The following is a 15,511-nucleotide window of genomic DNA, read 5'->3' as shown; positions in this document are numbered from 1 at the left end:
GGCAACGCGAGTTGCCTCTTTTTTAATCTACTTAGAGCTTGCGGAATAATCGATCACTTTCCCAAGAGCAAGAGTGCTCTATAGAAGCTGTTGTGACTTTAAATAGGGTATGATAAAAATTTAGTTTAGTCAATCAATACAAAAATGGGTAGTGCTATTTTGTAAAGGATAGAGAAAAATAGTTAGCATGGAGTTGTATGTCTCACTTTTGCGCCGTGAAACTTTACCTACTCTGCCCAAGCTGTGGTTCGGATGACATCATGAAGAACGGCACGACCCGCCGAGGAAAACAAAACTACAAATGTCGTGATTGTGGTCGTCAATTCGTTGAGAATCCGCAGTGGAAGCCGATTGACCCAGACCGTAAAGCGATGATCGATCGCTTGCAAAAGAGAGAAACTTCCCCTAGCCGGAATCGCCCGTGTGATGGAAGTGTCGGAGGACTGGTTGCAAGGATATGTCAACGCTTGCTACGCTGCGCCGGGCCGCAACAAGTGCAGGTAAAGCCCAAAACCCAGGGACAACTAGCGGTGCAGATGGATGAGTTGTGGTCCTTGGTGGATGATAAAGGGAACAAGCAGTGGGTGTGGCTTGCCCAAGATGTCACAACCCGTGAGATTGTCGGTTGCTATATCGGCGATCGTTCGCTTGGATGCTGCCTCGGGCATTATGGGCCTCGCTGCCGCCTGTGTACCGATAATGTGCCGTCATCTATACCGATTACTGGCAGGCCTATGAAACAGCACTGTGATCGCAAACGTCCGAAAAGCCGTAGGCAAGGACAGTGGATTGACCAGTTACATAGAACGATTCAATAACACGAAAGCGGCAACGAGTGTCACGGCTAGTAAGAAGGACATTATCGTTCTCTTTGAAGTTAGACAATCACATTGGCGCAATCGGGAATTTCATCCATCACTACAATGCACTGATTCGTTCTGAGCCTTCGAGTTGTTGAATATGTCTGCTTTTTCTCTATCCTTTACTAAATAGGACTACCAATTGCCAAAGCTAGCGATAATGGTTGGATTTTCACTCGCCAAAATGGCGAGGTTTATGAGAGTTAAAAATTTATGAGTCAAGTCAATCTTTGGAGTTCGGCGGAACACGCTTTATGGTATCTGGCTAAGGCTGATGGTATTCCTCACCGCACTGAAGGTGAAGCGGTTTTGCTGGAGGAAGTGCCGAAAAATGTTAAGCGAATTCTGGATGTGGGCACGGGAGACGGGCGGTTGCTGGGTCTGCTTAAGTGCGATCGACCAAATGTTGAATGTGTGGCGATCGACTTTTCGCCAACAATGCTGGAAAAAGCCAGAATTCGCTTTGCTGATGACCCGAATGTCACGGTAATCGAACACAATTTTGATGAACCGCTACCGGATTTGGGCAAATTTGATGCGGTTGTTTCTAGTTTTGCCATTCATCACGTAGCAGACGATCGCAAACGTTCGCTTTACACTGAAATTTTCGAGCTTTTGGAACCGGGAGGCATTTTTGGCAATTTGGAGCACGTAGCCTCCGCAACTCCGGCTTTACACGAGAAATTTCGAGAGGCGCTGGGTATTAGCGATTCGCCAGACGATCCGTCTAATAAATTGCTTGATGTCGAAACGCAATTGCGCTGGTTTAGAGAAATTGGTTTTACCGATGCAGACTGTTATTGGAAGTGGCGCGAACTCGCTTTATTAGTTGGGGTCAAACCTTTTTAGCTGCGGGTAAGGACTGCATTCTCGTGTCCTTTTAAAATTGGAAATATTCACAATTAGTAAGGTGCGTCAGATTTTTAAACCCTCAATAATCGTTCTATAAATTCACCTGACGCACCCTACAACTTGATTTTAGTATGCCAGTTGCCTAAGTCCTGAATATAAAAGGTTGCTATCGTAGTAGAAGTTGAACGCGAACAGTTCGGGTTATTTGAAAATAACCAACAAAGTATTGAGGAGAGAACAGGCAAACTCTTAACCCAAACGATACAGAAAGCAACCTTTTTTTTCAGTAGCAAGCCAATTGAACCTCCAATTTACACTTTTAGTTAGTTGGGATGGAAGATATTGTCCGGTCGCTCGCACATTGGGATCTTAGGCAGTTATAGGGCTGTTTTAAGAGTTATTAACCAAACGATCGAATTAACAACAAACAAAAAGGTATAAAAAATATAGATTGATGGAGCGCAGATAGCTCTCCATAAAGAAGGCATTTTAATTGTTTTTAATGAGCCGAGCGGGTGAACAAGACCTTCCGGAATTGAGCGAGTATTAAAACTTTCATCTAAGGCGCTTTCATTATTCAAGAATTGGGTAATTGCATGGCCTCTTTGTATGTAATAAAATTGCACCTTCCAGTAGGTAGCTTCTAAAAACCAGAAACCAAAAATTATAACGTATCCTAGAGGAACCAACGCATCTATTTTGCTTGTAAAAACCCAACCAATCAACGCTACCCAAATGGTAATTGCCACAGTTTTTAATTGCATCAAAATCGTTGTGAAGTTAGCTATTTTTTTTTCTAGTTCCTCTACTCCTTTTTGCAGCATTGCTAGCTGAAACTCAAATCTATCCATGTTTGATTGAGCGAACGTTTATATGAGAGTTATCCAAAAAATTATAATCTTCTTTTCTTTCGGAGTCGTTAGAGAACTTCGCCGGACGCACCCTACAAGTCAATTTTAGATTATATAGTAAGGTGCGTCAGCTCCCGAAATTCGCGATCGCCGTTAGAGAACTTTGCCTGACGCACCCTACAAGTCGTGTGGTGTGACGGTTGCGTCCAGGACTATTAAAGTCACGCACCTTACTGAATTAAATTAAATCTGGTACCTCAGGTTTGATTCGGCGCTCGTACCAGTTCATTAGCGGGGTGGAACTAATGCCGTGCAAAACCACAGAAAGTACGATGGTTGTAAAGGTAATCCAGGCAATCTTCTCGGCGGTTTCGCCTTTCAAACCTTTACCCAAAGCATAGGTAAGATAATAGATAGAACCGACACCACGAATGCCGAACCAACCGTAAAGCCAGCGGTTGGCGGGATGCAAAGGACTGCCGATCGTACTAATCCAAGCTCCCACAGGCCGGATTAAAAAAATTAACAATCCAGCTACTAAGAGGGAGTAACCTCCATAGGCCAACATAGGTTCTAGGCGTAAAAGTGAACCTAATAGTAAAATAGTTGCTACTTCCATTAACTTTTCTATGCGCTCGGTAAAGTGCAGTTGGGAAAGCGGCTTTTCTGGGTTTCTGTAACTCCCCTGCACCACAATTCCTGCTACAAAAACTGCGAGAAATCCGTAGCCATTGACTACTTCTGTGAGGGAATATGTGAGCAGAATTGTGCTGAGAGCAATGAAATCTTCCATTAATTGATCGGCCGGTCGATAGTGTTGGAGTTGGCGATCAATCCAGGTGACGGCTTTAGCTACTAAAATTCCCATAACGATACCTGCGGCGATCGCCCAAATCAAGTCAACTGCTACCCACTGTGAAAACCACTTCGACCAGTTGTTATCTTTTAGCGAATAAATGCCGAAATAAACAAAGGGAAAAGCTAAAGCATCGTTCAAACCGCCTTCCGATGTTAAACCAAAGCGCAATTCATCGCGATCGTCTAGATGAGCTAACTGAACTTCTGAGGCTAAAACTGGATCGGTGGGAGCCAGAATTGCTCCCAGTAAAATCGCCGGGCCCCAATCTAATTTCACAAACCAATGAGCGATAGCAGCTACTGCAAAAATAGAAATCGGCATTAAAAAACCGATCAGCCGCACTGTGGAATTCCAAGCCCAAAATTGCAGCGGGCGATTCATTTTTAAGCCACAACTGAACAGAGAAACAATAACTACAAATTCTGTAAGTCTTTCTAAAAATTCAGCTTCGGGACGCAAGTCAATCAGCTTGATGCCGTAGGGCCCTAATCCGATACCGACAATGAGATAAATTAAGGCATAAGATACAGGCAATCGCGAAATCCAGCCGGAACCCAAGGTAACGGTAAGCAGGAGGATGCCAATAACTAGCAACTTGAGAATGTAATCATCCACCATAGCGATCGCACTTTTTATCAGGTTCAACAAGGGCGATTTTGACACGTAAAAGCTTCTGGCGCATCCGTCGTCCGCTAGATTGAGTTCTCCTCCGAAAGTTGCAGTTTTTATGCAAAATGACCAACCATTCACAACTACTGACTGCTGACTGCTGGCTACTGACTAATGACTAATGACTACTGACTACTGACTACTGACTACTAACTTTTTTCGGTAGCGATGATGTGCAAATCTACGTGTTTGAGCGATCGCACTAACTGTTGAGTCAAAGAACCCCGCAGCAGCAATTTCCAGCGGGATTGCTGGCTTTCGCCGATCACAATTTGAGTAATGCGATACTGTTTAGCTACCTCGGAAATCGCTTTGGCTATATTATTGCCGTTTACCCGCAAAAATTGCCCCTTAAATTCTTGACAAAGTTTCTCACAAGTTTCAACGTGCAAGCTTTCTGCTTTTGTTAAAAATCGGTCTGGATCGTTGACAAACACAGCATAAAATGGGGCATTCATATAGCTAGCAATCCTCGCGCCCCGCCGCAGCAGTTGCAAAGAATTCGGATAAGTCGAGATGCACACTAAAACTCGTTCGTGAATGTTGCAAGATTGACCTTTTAAAGTTGCTGCATCGTCTTCCACATTGTCTGCGACTTCTCGCAGGGCGAGTTCTCGCAAAGCGATTAAATGGCGGCGCTGGAAAAAGTTTTCTAAAGATTGTTCAATTTTTTCGGGAGCATAAATTTTGCCTTCTAGCAACCTTTCTTCTAAAGTTTCCGGCGTGACATCGACAACGACTATTTCGTCAGCATCTTCGAGGACGCGATCGGGCACTCGCTCTCGCACTACAACTCCGGTAATGCGAGCTACTAAATCGTTGAGACTTTCTATGTGTTGAATGTTGAGGGTGGAGAAAACATCAATCCCAGCCTTGAGAATTTCTTCGACATCTTGATATCGTTTTTCTCGCAGAGAACCGGGAATGTTTGTATGAGCTAGTTCGTCTATCAAGGCTAATTGGGGGCGGCGTGCTATGACAGCTTCAGTATCCATTTCGGTGAGAATTTTTTCGCCGCGCAGCATTTGTTTTTTAGACACTATTTCTAGTCCCTCGCCTTTAGCTGCTGTCTCTTTTCGCCCGTGAGTTTCTAACAGTCCAATTACCACATCAATGCCTTCAGATTTCAGCCTGTGCCCTTCTTCTAGCATTCGGAAAGTTTTGCCGACACCGGGGGCCATGCCGATAAATATTTTGTGCTTTCCCCGGCGGAGGGTGCGATCGTAAGTGCGGTTCGGTTGGGCGTAAACCGCGTCTGGATTGTTTGTAAGTTCGCTAGAGTGAATCATAGCTGAGTAGTGGGTAGTTAGTCAATTTCGAGTCATCAGTCAGTTTATGACCGATGACTGCCGACTATTGTAAACTATTGTAAACCGTCGAGAGCCAAATTCAGTTTGAGGACGTTAACTCCCGGTTCGCCGAAAATGCCGAGAAATCTGCCATCTGTATTTTTGGCTACCAACATTTCTACTTGATTGAGATTGAGGGATCGCACCGTTGCTATCCGCTGAATTTGCGCCCTAGCTGCCTCTACGCTAATGTGCGGATCGAGGCCAGAACCAGAGGTGTAGACTAAATCAGCAGTCGGTTGGATACCAGCTTTTTTGAGGCTATCTAATTCAAATTGCACCCCCTGAAAACCCTCTTTCTCATTACCTCGTTTCAGCAAATCCGAGTTACTGGGGGCCAGGTTGCTAGCTCCCGAAATGCCTGTTTTTTGAGTTAAATTTTCTGCGTTTGTGGGAGCGTAATTTTCTGTCGCAAAGCTGCTGTAATTTGTCGTGCTGGGGCGGCTCCAAAAATATATTTCTGAGGAGAAAGGTTGGCCAATTAATGACGAACCCACTATAACTCCTTGCTTGGTAATTAAGCTGCCGTTTGCCTGGGAGTTGAAGGCAATTTGACCGATTACTAACAAGATTAAAGGGTAAATAATGGCTGTGATTCCCCATAAAACCAGGGTAACGCGAATGGCTCTAATTATTTCTCTCATAAATTACATGGCTCGGTTATTTGCTAAGTGTTAATTATTGACTAAAATCTTTCCGGCTGAAAGATTACTACAAACAGGTAAATAGAAAGGGCGATAATCACCAAACCCAGGAGACTTAAACCCCAGACAGCTTTTCGGGTCAAATCTTCACCCGCAGCCGCGTAAGCAGCGGGGGCAATTATAGCATTGAAACACATTACCAGAAATAGCTGCACCGGGATTGGGTGGCGCTGCCAAAGCATTGGCACTAACTCAATAATTTCTTGGAAATCTCTGGGAAAAATATCATTCAGCAAATCATTCCGTTTCATAAATTCTCCTTATTTTGGAAATAAATCTCTGTCTTTCTATTGGAGGATTTTTTGTGGAAAATCGAGGTAGAGCCTCTGGAACTGCGTTCCCCGGCTCTGCCGGGGAACGAGATTAATCCCTGTATCCGTGTCAAAATCCGTATCGTGCTTTCCCGATCTATGCTAGCCCAACGGCGGTAATCAAAACATCAATAACTTTGATGGCGATAAACGGCGCGACTGCTCCGCCCAATCCGTAGATTAAAATATTCCGCTGCAAAAGTTGATTGGCGCTCAAAGGTCTAAACTTTACGCCAGTTAATGCTAGTGGAATCAAAGCGGGAATAATCAAAGCATTGTAAATTAATGCCGACAAAACTGCCGATTGACCGCTGGCTAAACCCATGATGTTTAAAGCGCCAACAGGGGCAAATATTGCCGGAATAATTGCAAAATATTTGGCAATATCGTTCGCTAGCGAAAACGTAGTCAGCGCGCCGCGAGTAATCAGCAATTGTTTGCCAATTGTCACTAAGTCAATTAGTTTGGTGGGGTCGGAATCTAAGTCCACCATGTTCGCTGCTTCCTTGGCTGCTTGGGTTCCAGAATTCATCGCGAGTCCTACGTTTGCCTGGGCTAGTGCGGGTGCGTCGTTTGTTCCGTCTCCAGTCATTGCGACTAATTTGCCTTCGGCTTGTTGTTTGCGAATTACGTCGATTTTGTCCTCGGGAGTTGCTTCGGCAATGAAGTCGTCAACGCCTGCTTCATCGGCAATTACTGATGCTGTAATTCGGTTATCTCCGGTGAGCATTATTGTGCGGATGCCCATTTTTCGCAGTTGGTCAAACCGATCGCGAATTCCCGGTTTGATGACATCTTTTAAATAGATAATGCCGTAGGTGTCGCTGCCTTGACAAACAGCTAAGGGTGTGCCTCCCAAGCGGGAAACTCGCTCGTAAGCTTCATCGAGATCCGGCCCGAAATTGCCACCGCGCGATCGCACAAAACCCTTCACCGCGTCCACCGCACCCTTGCGAACCTCGGTCCCATCGGGCAAATCCGTGCCAGACATCCGCGTTTTTGCGGAAAAATCAAGCCCCGTGGCGTTGGTGCGATCGAAATCCACCTGTGCGCCCAAATTCTGAGCCAAACGGACGATCGACTTTCCCTCTGGAGTATCGTCAAACAGGCTAGCAGCAAGGGCTACACTCGCAACCTCCTCCAGCGAGTGACCGTTTACCGGAATGAACTCCTCGGCTAAACGGTTCCCCAGGGTGATCGTCCCCGTTTTGTCCAAAATCAGCGTATTCACGTCGCCGCAAGCCTCCACGGCGCGTCCAGAGGTCGCTATCACGTTAAACTGAGCGACTCGATCCATCCCCGCAATGCCGATCGCGCTCAGCAAACCGCCGATCGTCGTCGGGATCAGCGCCACCAGCAGCGAAATCAGCGTCACCACGCCCACAGGAGTTTTCACGTAATTGCCGATGGGCCCAATCGTCGAAACCACAATCAAAAACACCAGCGTCAGCACCGCCAGCAAGACCGTCAGCGCGATCTCGTTGGGCGTTTTCGACCTTTCGGCCCCCTCCACCAGCGCGATCATCCTGTCCAAAAACCCTTTACCCGGGTCGGCCATTACCCGCAGCGTCAGTTCATCAGAGAGGATGCGCGTACCGCCGGTGACGGAACTGGCGATGTCCGAACCCGGTTCCTTGAGCACCGGCGCGGATTCGCCAGTGATCGCAGATTCATCCACCGACGCGACGCCTGCAATTACTTCGCCGTCGGAAGGAATGACATCGCCTGCGATCACTTTAATTTGGTCGCCGCGTCTCAGGGAGGTCGAACTAACTTCTTGAATTGAACCGTCTGGTAAGAGTTTGCGGGCTGTTGTGTCGGCTTTGGTCGATCGCAGCGCATCTGCTTGCGCTTTTCCGCGCCCCTCGGCCACCGCTTCGGCAAAATTAGCAAATACCAAAGTGAAGAACAAAATTAACGTTACTAAACCGTTAAAAACTACCTGATTTTTGCCAAAAACCGGGCCGAACAACGTGGGGTCGATCGTTAAAAGTGCAGTCACAATTGTGCCTACCCACACCACAAACATCACCGGATTTTTTAGCATCACCCGCGGGTTTAGCTTGACAAAAGCTTCTTTAAAAGCTCTTTGATAAAGGCCTTTTGTATTTGCTTTCGGCGTGTGCTTGCGAGACTCGCGAGAGCCTCTAGCAGGTTTTTTTGGGGAATCAGGAGTATTGGAAGAAGCCATATCGATTGGGAATTTTTAATGAACCACAGAGAACACAGAGAAAGAGAAGAGTTAGGTTGATAACTTTTTGCTACCGAGGTGGAGGAGTTGGTGTTGCTAAAGGTGTTGTGGGTGTAGTTATCGATGCAGGTTCAAACTTGCCGCTGCTAATTTCATATCCTTCGGCAATTGGCCCTAAAGCTAGGACTGGGAAAAATGTCAGCGCGCCCAGAATTATGATTACTCCTGCGGTTACACTGGTGAACAAAACTGAATCGGTTCTGAGAGTGCCCGTTGTTTCGGGAACCAGTTGTTTGTTCGTCATGCTGTCAGCTAAAAGCAGCAGGGCAATAATTGGAACGTAGCGCCCCAAAAGGAGGCTAAAACAGGTGCTTAAATTCCACCAAAGTCCTGTCGGTGCGGGTTGAGAGTCAGCCAATCCTTCTAAGCCAGAACCGTTGTTAGACGCCGCCGAAGCGTATTCGTACATTACCTGGGAAATGCCGTGAAATCCCGGGTTGCTGATACCGCTCAAACTGTCGGTAAAGGCGAGGGTAATTGCACCGGGTATTAAAACTGCGATCGGGTGAATTAACAAAACAACGCTGGCTAAAACAATTTCCCGTTTTTCAATTTTCCGTCCCAAAAATTCCGGCGTTCTCCCCACCATTAAGCCGGTGAGAAATACGCTCAAAATTGAGTAAATAAACAAGTAAGCCGTTCCCGTTCCTTGTCCGCCCCAAACGATTTGCAGAAACAAATTAAACAGAGTAGCAAAACCACCGGGAGGCATTAAAGAATCGTGCATCCCGTTGACAGCGCCGCACATTGTCCCAGTCGTAGTAACAGCCCACAGTGCAGTCTCGGCCCAGCCAAATCTAACTTCTTTGCCTTCTAAATTTGGTTGTTGCGCGCCCAGTAAATTATTAATTTGAGGGTTGCCGCCGTACTCGCCAAACGCTGCAATGCCAATCAAGACAACGTAGATGACAAACACCATCCAAAAAATCAGCCATCCCTGCTTTTTGTTGTTGGCAAATCTGCCGTATGTGTGAATCATAGCTGCTGGTATAGAAACCATTGCTAGCGTTTCCAACAGGTTGGTAAAAGGGTTGGGATTTTCAAAAGGGTGAGCCGAGTTAATGGCAAAAAATCCGCCGCCATTTTCTCCGAGTTGTTTAATACTTTCCAAGTGAGCTACTGGGCCGCGAGCAATTACTTGGGTGCCGCCTTCTAAGGTACGGGCAACTGCCGGCCCTGCGAGGGTCTCCGGCACTCCTGAAATTAGCAACAGTAAGGCAATTATTAAAGAAAGAGGTAGCAGAATCCTGGTGATTGATTGAATTAAATCGATGTAAAAGTTGCCCAGCGGGCGACCAGTCAATCCCCGAATAAAGGCAATCCCTACCGCTAAACCGGTAGCGGCTGAGGTAAACATTAAAAAACCCAGAGTTAACTGGGATAAGTAACTGAAGGTTGTCTCCCCGGAGTAATGCTGTTGGTCGGTATTTGTGAGGAATGAAATAGTTGTGTGCAGCGCAGTATCCCAGGTTGGGGTACTTAGGCTAGTGGGATTTAAAGGCAGCACTCCCTGAAGTATGAAAATAAAAAAAACAAATATGCCCATTGCTGCATTGCTGTAGAGTAAAGAGCGGGCATATTGCCAACCAGTCATGGAATCTACAGACCGGATGTTGCTGGCTTTATAGATGAGTTGTTCTAGGGGTTTAATAGCGGGATCGAGAATGGTTTTTTCTCCCATGTACACCCGCGCCATGTATTTGCCGAAGATAGGCGCGATTCCTATTAAAATGATTAGGGTTAATGCGATTTGAAGTAATCCTTGCTGCATAACTGAGCCAATTTTTTATCGTTGGATAAAGGGGTTTTGCCGATCGCCAAATGGCTTCGGTGGGAGGTTCCAAAAACCGGGCGAGCTTTTTTTGCAGCTCACTTTCAGTTTGGGGGCGATCGCCCCAATGCTGCTAAGATGCAATCTCCCCAGCCAGAGGGATTAACGCCATCATCGGGTTTTTGTTGGCGAGAATTCCTTGTTTTTATTTGGCTAATCCCATGCTTTGACAGCGATCGAGCAATTGTATAGCATTTAAGGGTGCGCCACCATAACTCTTGTTAACTTGGATGAAACTGAAGTCGCTTTGATTAGACAAAGTTCATCTGTCACTTCTGTAAGCCCAAAAATGCTATCTACTTTTACTGATTACTATACTCACTCTTAGAAAACTGGATAATCAGCTTTCAGGTATAAATTGCTGTTTGCACATTAAGCTTATTTGCTCTATATTTATCAGAATATATAAATATTTAAATCGGGTTAACTGTCTATACTTCGAGATATATATGTTCGCTAAACGCGAGGCTTTTGCGCGAGAATAGGTGAAAAAAATCCAAAAAAATAACTATGCTAAGGTAGTAGGTAACAATGAGTAGGTAAAAGGGAGTAGATAGAAGGAAAAAAACTGTGAATATCAAATATAAAATGGATTGATTGAGGATGTTTAAAAGTTTATCGGCTATCCCAAAAAACCTGGCTATTCAAGAGAAGTATTTGCGGGGGAGGTGGTCGATCGCAATTTTATTTGCGATTGTTGCAATGCTGGAATTTACTACGCCGTCGGAGTATCTGTTTGGGTATTTCTACACGGGGCCAATTTTACTGGCAAATTCGCGCTTGAGTCGGTTGGGTAAGTTGCAAATTACGCTGCTATCGGCAGCTTTGACGCTGTTAAATTTGTTTGTTCCTCATGGAGAAGCGATCGCCCTAGCCACTGTCGCAAATAGATTGATCGCAGTCATGGCTTTAGGGGTGACGGGATATTTGAGCGATCGCAACCACCAGTACCAAGAAGCGATCGCGATCGCTAAAGCTGAGTTGCAGTCGCAGCAGCAGCTAGCAAGCATCCGAGAAGATTTTGTCTCTACTTTGAGTCACGACTTAAAAACGCCGATGCTGGGGGCGATCGAAACAATTAAAGCTTTTCAGTCAGCAAAATTTGGGAATGTCACCGCCAGTCAGCAAAAAGTTCTGGAAACAATGGCGCGATCGCACAAAATGTCACTACAATTAGTAGAAACGCTGCTAGATGTTTACCGCAACGATGCCGAAGGTTTAAAACTGCAACTTGCGCCCGTAAATTTAGTAGCTTTGGCCGAAGAAGTAATCGCAACTCTCACCCATTTATCTGCGGCGCGCCGGGTTTACATTAGTATGAGTTACGGAGACTCAGATTTCCGTCGCTCTTTGTGGGTAAATGGCGATGCGGTGCAACTCCAGCGCGTTTTTGTGAATTTGCTAACAAACGGCATCAACCATTCTCCTCGCGGTGGCAAAGTAGAAATAATCATGGAATCTTATTCGAGTTATCAGGTGGTGAAAGTTATCGATAGCGGGTTGGGAATTACCGCCGATGAACTGCCCCACTTGTTTGAGCGTTTTTATCAAGGACACAGCGATCGCCAAGCCAAAGGATCGGGATTGGGGTTATACTTATCTCGCCAAATTATTGACGCCCACGGCGGTATAATTTGGGCAGAAAATAAATTGCCTCTAGGCGCTTTGTTTGGATTCCGACTCCCTGCTATCCCAGAGAAATGAAACCAGTTTATCCCTTGCGAATTCTCTTAGTTGAAGACGACGAACTGTTTCGGTTGGGACTGCAAACCAGGTTGCAGCAAGAAAGTTGCTTACAAGTAATTGCAGAGGCCGAAGATGGCGAAACGGCAGTAGAATTGACTCAGGAACACTTGCCCGATGTGGTGGTTCTCGATGTCGGTTTGCCTGGAATTGGGGGCATTGAAGCGTGCCGCCAAATTAAACAGCGGCATTCAGCAATTCCAGTTTTGATTTTAACATCTCATTCGCAAAAATCTTTAATTGAAAGATTGATGGCAGCGGGTGCTCAGGGATATTGCCTTAAGGGAATTGCGGCGGAAACTTTGGTTTTGGCAATTCGATCGGTGGCAGCGGGTGCTTCGTGGTGGGATCAGGTCGCGACTGCGGAAATTCGGGCGGTTTTTGCTAATCCCGAACCTGTGAAAAAAGGGTTGAAATCGGAACTTTTAGAGAATCCGCTGACGAAGCGAGAACAGGAAATATTAGCTTTAGTTGCGGGGGGAAAAAGCAATCAGGAAATTGCTCAAATATTGTACATTGCTCCGGGTACAGTGCGAGTTCACGTGCACGCCATTTTGCAAAAGTTAGAAGTGCGCGATCGCACTCAAGCTGCTGTACTCGCAATTCAGAAAGGATTGGTAGCAGAAGAACTGTTAGACTGTCAATTTTAAGTCTGGTAGTTTATAAAGATTGCCAAACCTCGCTCGCTAAAAACTATAAGTTTTATCAATTTTGTAATTTGCTGAAAAAGATTACTTGACACAAAAACAATGAAAGAGTAGAATTTTTTTTATACATAACTTTTTCTTCAATCATGTCGTCATTAGATGTATTTTTCTCCGAGTACATAGAAGGCAGTGGCAATAATAAAGCTTTAGAAATATACAACGGTACTACAGCACCAATTAATTTATTCGCAGAAAATTATGTTGTACAAACATATTTTAATGGCAACAGTGTTCCCACACAAACCTTTTCTTTAACGGGAACGGTAGCTGTGGGCGATGTTTATGTTTTCGCACTGAATAATGGCGACCCTGTAACTAATAGCACTCTTGCAGCTATGCTTGCCCAAGCTGATCAAACTGATACAAATCAATTTGGGTGGTACAACGGCAACGATGCAATTGTACTGCGAAAAGGGGGAACTGGAGGTCAAGTTGTAGACTCGATCGGTCAAATTGGATTCGATCCCGGTACACAGTGGGGAAATGGACTTATCAGTACGGCAGACAACACCCTTCGACGCACTCGAAATGTCACCGATGGCGATCCAAATCCTAATGATACCTTCGATCTGATCCTGCAATGGCAAGGATTTCCCCAAGATACAGTAGGCGATTTAGGTAGTCACTACGCTGCACCAATTTTAAACAATTCCGGTTTCCCAACACTGACAGCTATTAATGAAGATATTCCGGCAGCAAGCAACACGGGTACGCCCATTTCTACCTTAATCAGTGGTTTAGTTACTGATATTAATAGTGACCCTCAAGGTATTGCTATCACTGGCGCAGATAACAGTAATGGCGCTTGGCAATACTCGCTCAAGGGTGGCAATTCTTGGACGCCTTTTGGTGCTGTTTCTGATACTAACGCCACGCTACTGGGTTCGACATCTCTGTACGCAGGTCAATTGGGAACTCCACCGGCGAGCCAACCTTGGATGGCTTTAGGAAATGTTAATCAGGCTAATCCTTTGGGTGGTGTTTTTGCTACTGAAACTTTAAATGGTGGTTCGACTACGCTCAACAGCATTGCCAATCGAAGTATTTATGCAGGTTACAGCACTCACACCGCTGTCCCTGTCTTTAGCGGTCTTCCTCCAACTTTAACAAGTGTTACTTTTACCCCCAAAGCTGCGGCGGTGCCAGTTCTCGATCGCACTTTAGGTTACGGCGTTCGTTTTGATGTCAAAATTAACAGCGAGAGTCACACTTTTGCAGACAGCGACAAAAACAGCGACAATCTTTCAGACCGCGCCGGTTTCAGCCTTGTAGCTATTAGTTCTGACGGTCAAAAAGGTGTAGAAATTGGTTTTTGGGACAACGAGATTTGGGTACAAAAAGATGGGATTTCTGACTCGGGGCCGCTTTTTACTCATGATATTGCCAATACTTCTCCCGATCGCTGGTTTGGCAATACAACCCAACTAGCCAGTTATGAACTCACAGTTTTAGGCGACAACTTCACGCTGTTTCGCAACGGCACTGCAATTCTCAACAACCGTCCCCTGCGAAACTATACTAGCTTCACGGGCGCCATAAATCCCTATAAAACTCCCAATTTTCTGTTTTTTGGGGACGACACTACCTCTGCATCTGCCAGTTTTGAATTAAAAAACGTAGCAGTCAAAAGCGCAGAACCGAGGATTCGTTTCGTACCGAATCAAGATTACTTTGGACCGTCGCCCAGCCTAACTTTCCGGGCTTGGGATACAAGTGATAACATTGCTAGTGGCACAACGGCGGTAAACGTATCGGTAAACGGCAGCACATCGCCGTTTAGCAGCGAAAGCGAGACGGCTACAATTACCGTCAATCCAGTCAACGACGTACCCTCGTTTATTAAAGGGGTCGATCCCATCGCCAGCCACAACGCAGGGCTGCAAACCCTTGCTGGATGGGCCACAGGCATTTCCCCAGGCCCCGCCAACGAATCGGCTCAAACTGTTAGTTTTCAAGTGGTGGGAAATGACAATGCTGCTTTGTTTAGTGTACCACCGGCGATCGACTCTTCTGGACAACTGACTTTTACGCCTGCGGGGGGTGCAACTGGCGCTGCCAATATCACTCTAAACCTTAGAGACAGTGGCGGTATAGCTAACGGCGGCGTCGATACTTCGGCAGACCAGACATTTGTGATTAACATAACCAATAATCCACCGCTGGCACAAATTGACTATTACCAAACTCTGCACGGTCAAGTCCTGAATGTGCCTGTTGCTGATGGAGTTTTAGCCAACGATAGCGACTTGGACGATGATGTATTGACGGCAACTAAAGTCACAAATCCCAACAATGGCACTCTCGGATTGAATCAGGATGGTTCGTTTACTTATACTCCCAATCCGGGATTTTTTGGGCCCGATAGTTTTACTTACACTGTCAGCGATGGGGCTGCTACGACACCAGCAATTGTGGCAAATATCAATGTCACAAATAATCCACCGTTCGCACAAATTGACTATTACCAAACTCTGCACGGTCAAGTCCTGAATGTGCCTGTTGCTGATGGAGTTTTAGCCAACGA

The 15,511-nt window shown here is 45.8% G+C and carries 12 protein-coding genes and 1 pseudogene; 6 read left to right on the top strand and 7 right to left on the bottom strand.

Translation table 11 applies throughout. The features are described from left to right. Positions 1-197 precede the first annotated feature (197 nt). Together QUA25_RS29575 and QUA25_RS23090 are read left to right on the top strand one after the other, a co-directional pair. A pseudogene (locus QUA25_RS29575) lies at positions 198-958 on the top strand (IS1 family transposase). A 115-nt stretch (positions 959-1,073) separates the two neighbouring features. Continuing rightward, on the top strand, positions 1,074-1,709 hold the full coding sequence (locus QUA25_RS23090; protein ID WP_333041460.1) for a class I SAM-dependent methyltransferase: 636 nt from the start codon (positions 1,074-1,076) through the stop codon (positions 1,707-1,709). 380 nt (positions 1,710-2,089) lie between these two features. On the opposite strand, the gene QUA25_RS23085 is transcribed toward QUA25_RS23090, so the two are convergent. The 7 genes from QUA25_RS23085 to kdpA all read right to left on the bottom strand — a co-directional run bounded on the left by QUA25_RS23085 (position 2,090) and on the right by kdpA (position 10,477). Beyond that, on the bottom strand, positions 2,090-2,563 hold the full coding sequence (locus tag QUA25_RS23085) for a hypothetical protein (protein ID WP_333041459.1): 474 nt from the start codon (positions 2,561-2,563) through the stop codon (positions 2,090-2,092). A gap of 238 nt (positions 2,564-2,801) precedes the next feature. Continuing rightward, positions 2,802-4,172, bottom strand: a complete 1,371-nt coding sequence (locus tag QUA25_RS23080; RefSeq protein WP_333041458.1) for a sodium:proton antiporter — start codon at positions 4,170-4,172, stop codon at positions 2,802-2,804. A 68-nt stretch (positions 4,173-4,240) separates the two neighbouring features. Continuing rightward, positions 4,241-5,380 (bottom strand): universal stress protein, encoded by a 1,140-nt coding sequence (locus QUA25_RS23075; protein WP_333041457.1) that lies wholly within the window; start codon positions 5,378-5,380, stop codon positions 4,241-4,243. A gap of 74 nt (positions 5,381-5,454) precedes the next feature. Next, the gene (kdpC, locus tag QUA25_RS23070) at positions 5,455-6,084 is read right to left on the bottom strand and encodes a K(+)-transporting ATPase subunit C (RefSeq protein WP_333041456.1); all 630 of its coding nucleotides are present in this window, start codon (positions 6,082-6,084) and stop codon (positions 5,455-5,457) included. A 41-nt stretch (positions 6,085-6,125) separates the two neighbouring features. Continuing rightward, positions 6,126-6,395: a K(+)-transporting ATPase subunit F gene (gene kdpF / locus QUA25_RS23065; protein WP_333041455.1), complete on the bottom strand. Its 270-nt coding sequence runs from the start codon at positions 6,393-6,395 to the stop codon at positions 6,126-6,128. 157 nt (positions 6,396-6,552) lie between these two features. Further along, positions 6,553-8,646, bottom strand: a complete 2,094-nt coding sequence (gene kdpB / locus QUA25_RS23060) for a potassium-transporting ATPase subunit KdpB (protein ID WP_333041454.1) — start codon at positions 8,644-8,646, stop codon at positions 6,553-6,555. A 70-nt stretch (positions 8,647-8,716) separates the two neighbouring features. Then, on the bottom strand, positions 8,717-10,477 hold the full coding sequence (gene kdpA, locus QUA25_RS23055) for a potassium-transporting ATPase subunit KdpA (protein ID WP_333041453.1): 1,761 nt from the start codon (positions 10,475-10,477) through the stop codon (positions 8,717-8,719). 21 nt (positions 10,478-10,498) lie between these two features. Here kdpA and QUA25_RS23050 point away from each other — a divergent pair, with 21 nt between their 5' ends. From QUA25_RS23050 to QUA25_RS23035, 4 genes are all read left to right on the top strand, one after another. Beyond that, positions 10,499-10,729, top strand: a complete 231-nt coding sequence (locus QUA25_RS23050; RefSeq protein WP_333041452.1) for a hypothetical protein — start codon at positions 10,499-10,501, stop codon at positions 10,727-10,729. A 411-nt stretch (positions 10,730-11,140) separates the two neighbouring features. Continuing rightward, positions 11,141-12,241, top strand: coding sequence for a HAMP domain-containing sensor histidine kinase (locus tag QUA25_RS23045; RefSeq protein WP_333041451.1), 1,101 nt, complete (start codon positions 11,141-11,143; stop codon positions 12,239-12,241). After that, entirely contained in the window at positions 12,238-12,930 is a 693-nt protein-coding gene (locus tag QUA25_RS23040) for a response regulator transcription factor (protein WP_333041450.1), read from the top strand. Before QUA25_RS23045 ends, QUA25_RS23040 begins: the two co-directional genes overlap by 4 nt. A gap of 143 nt (positions 12,931-13,073) precedes the next feature. After that, positions 13,074-15,511, top strand: a 2,438-nt coding sequence (locus QUA25_RS23035) for a choice-of-anchor Y domain-containing protein (protein ID WP_333041449.1), incomplete at its 3' end; no start/stop codon positions are given.

This window comes from Microcoleus sp. Pol17C6 (assembly GCF_036701145.1).
GTDB lineage: Bacteria > Cyanobacteriota > Cyanobacteriia > Cyanobacteriales > Microcoleaceae > Microcoleus.
The sequence above is the reverse complement of the archived record's forward strand: the minus strand, read 5'-3'. Positions and strand labels throughout refer to the sequence as shown.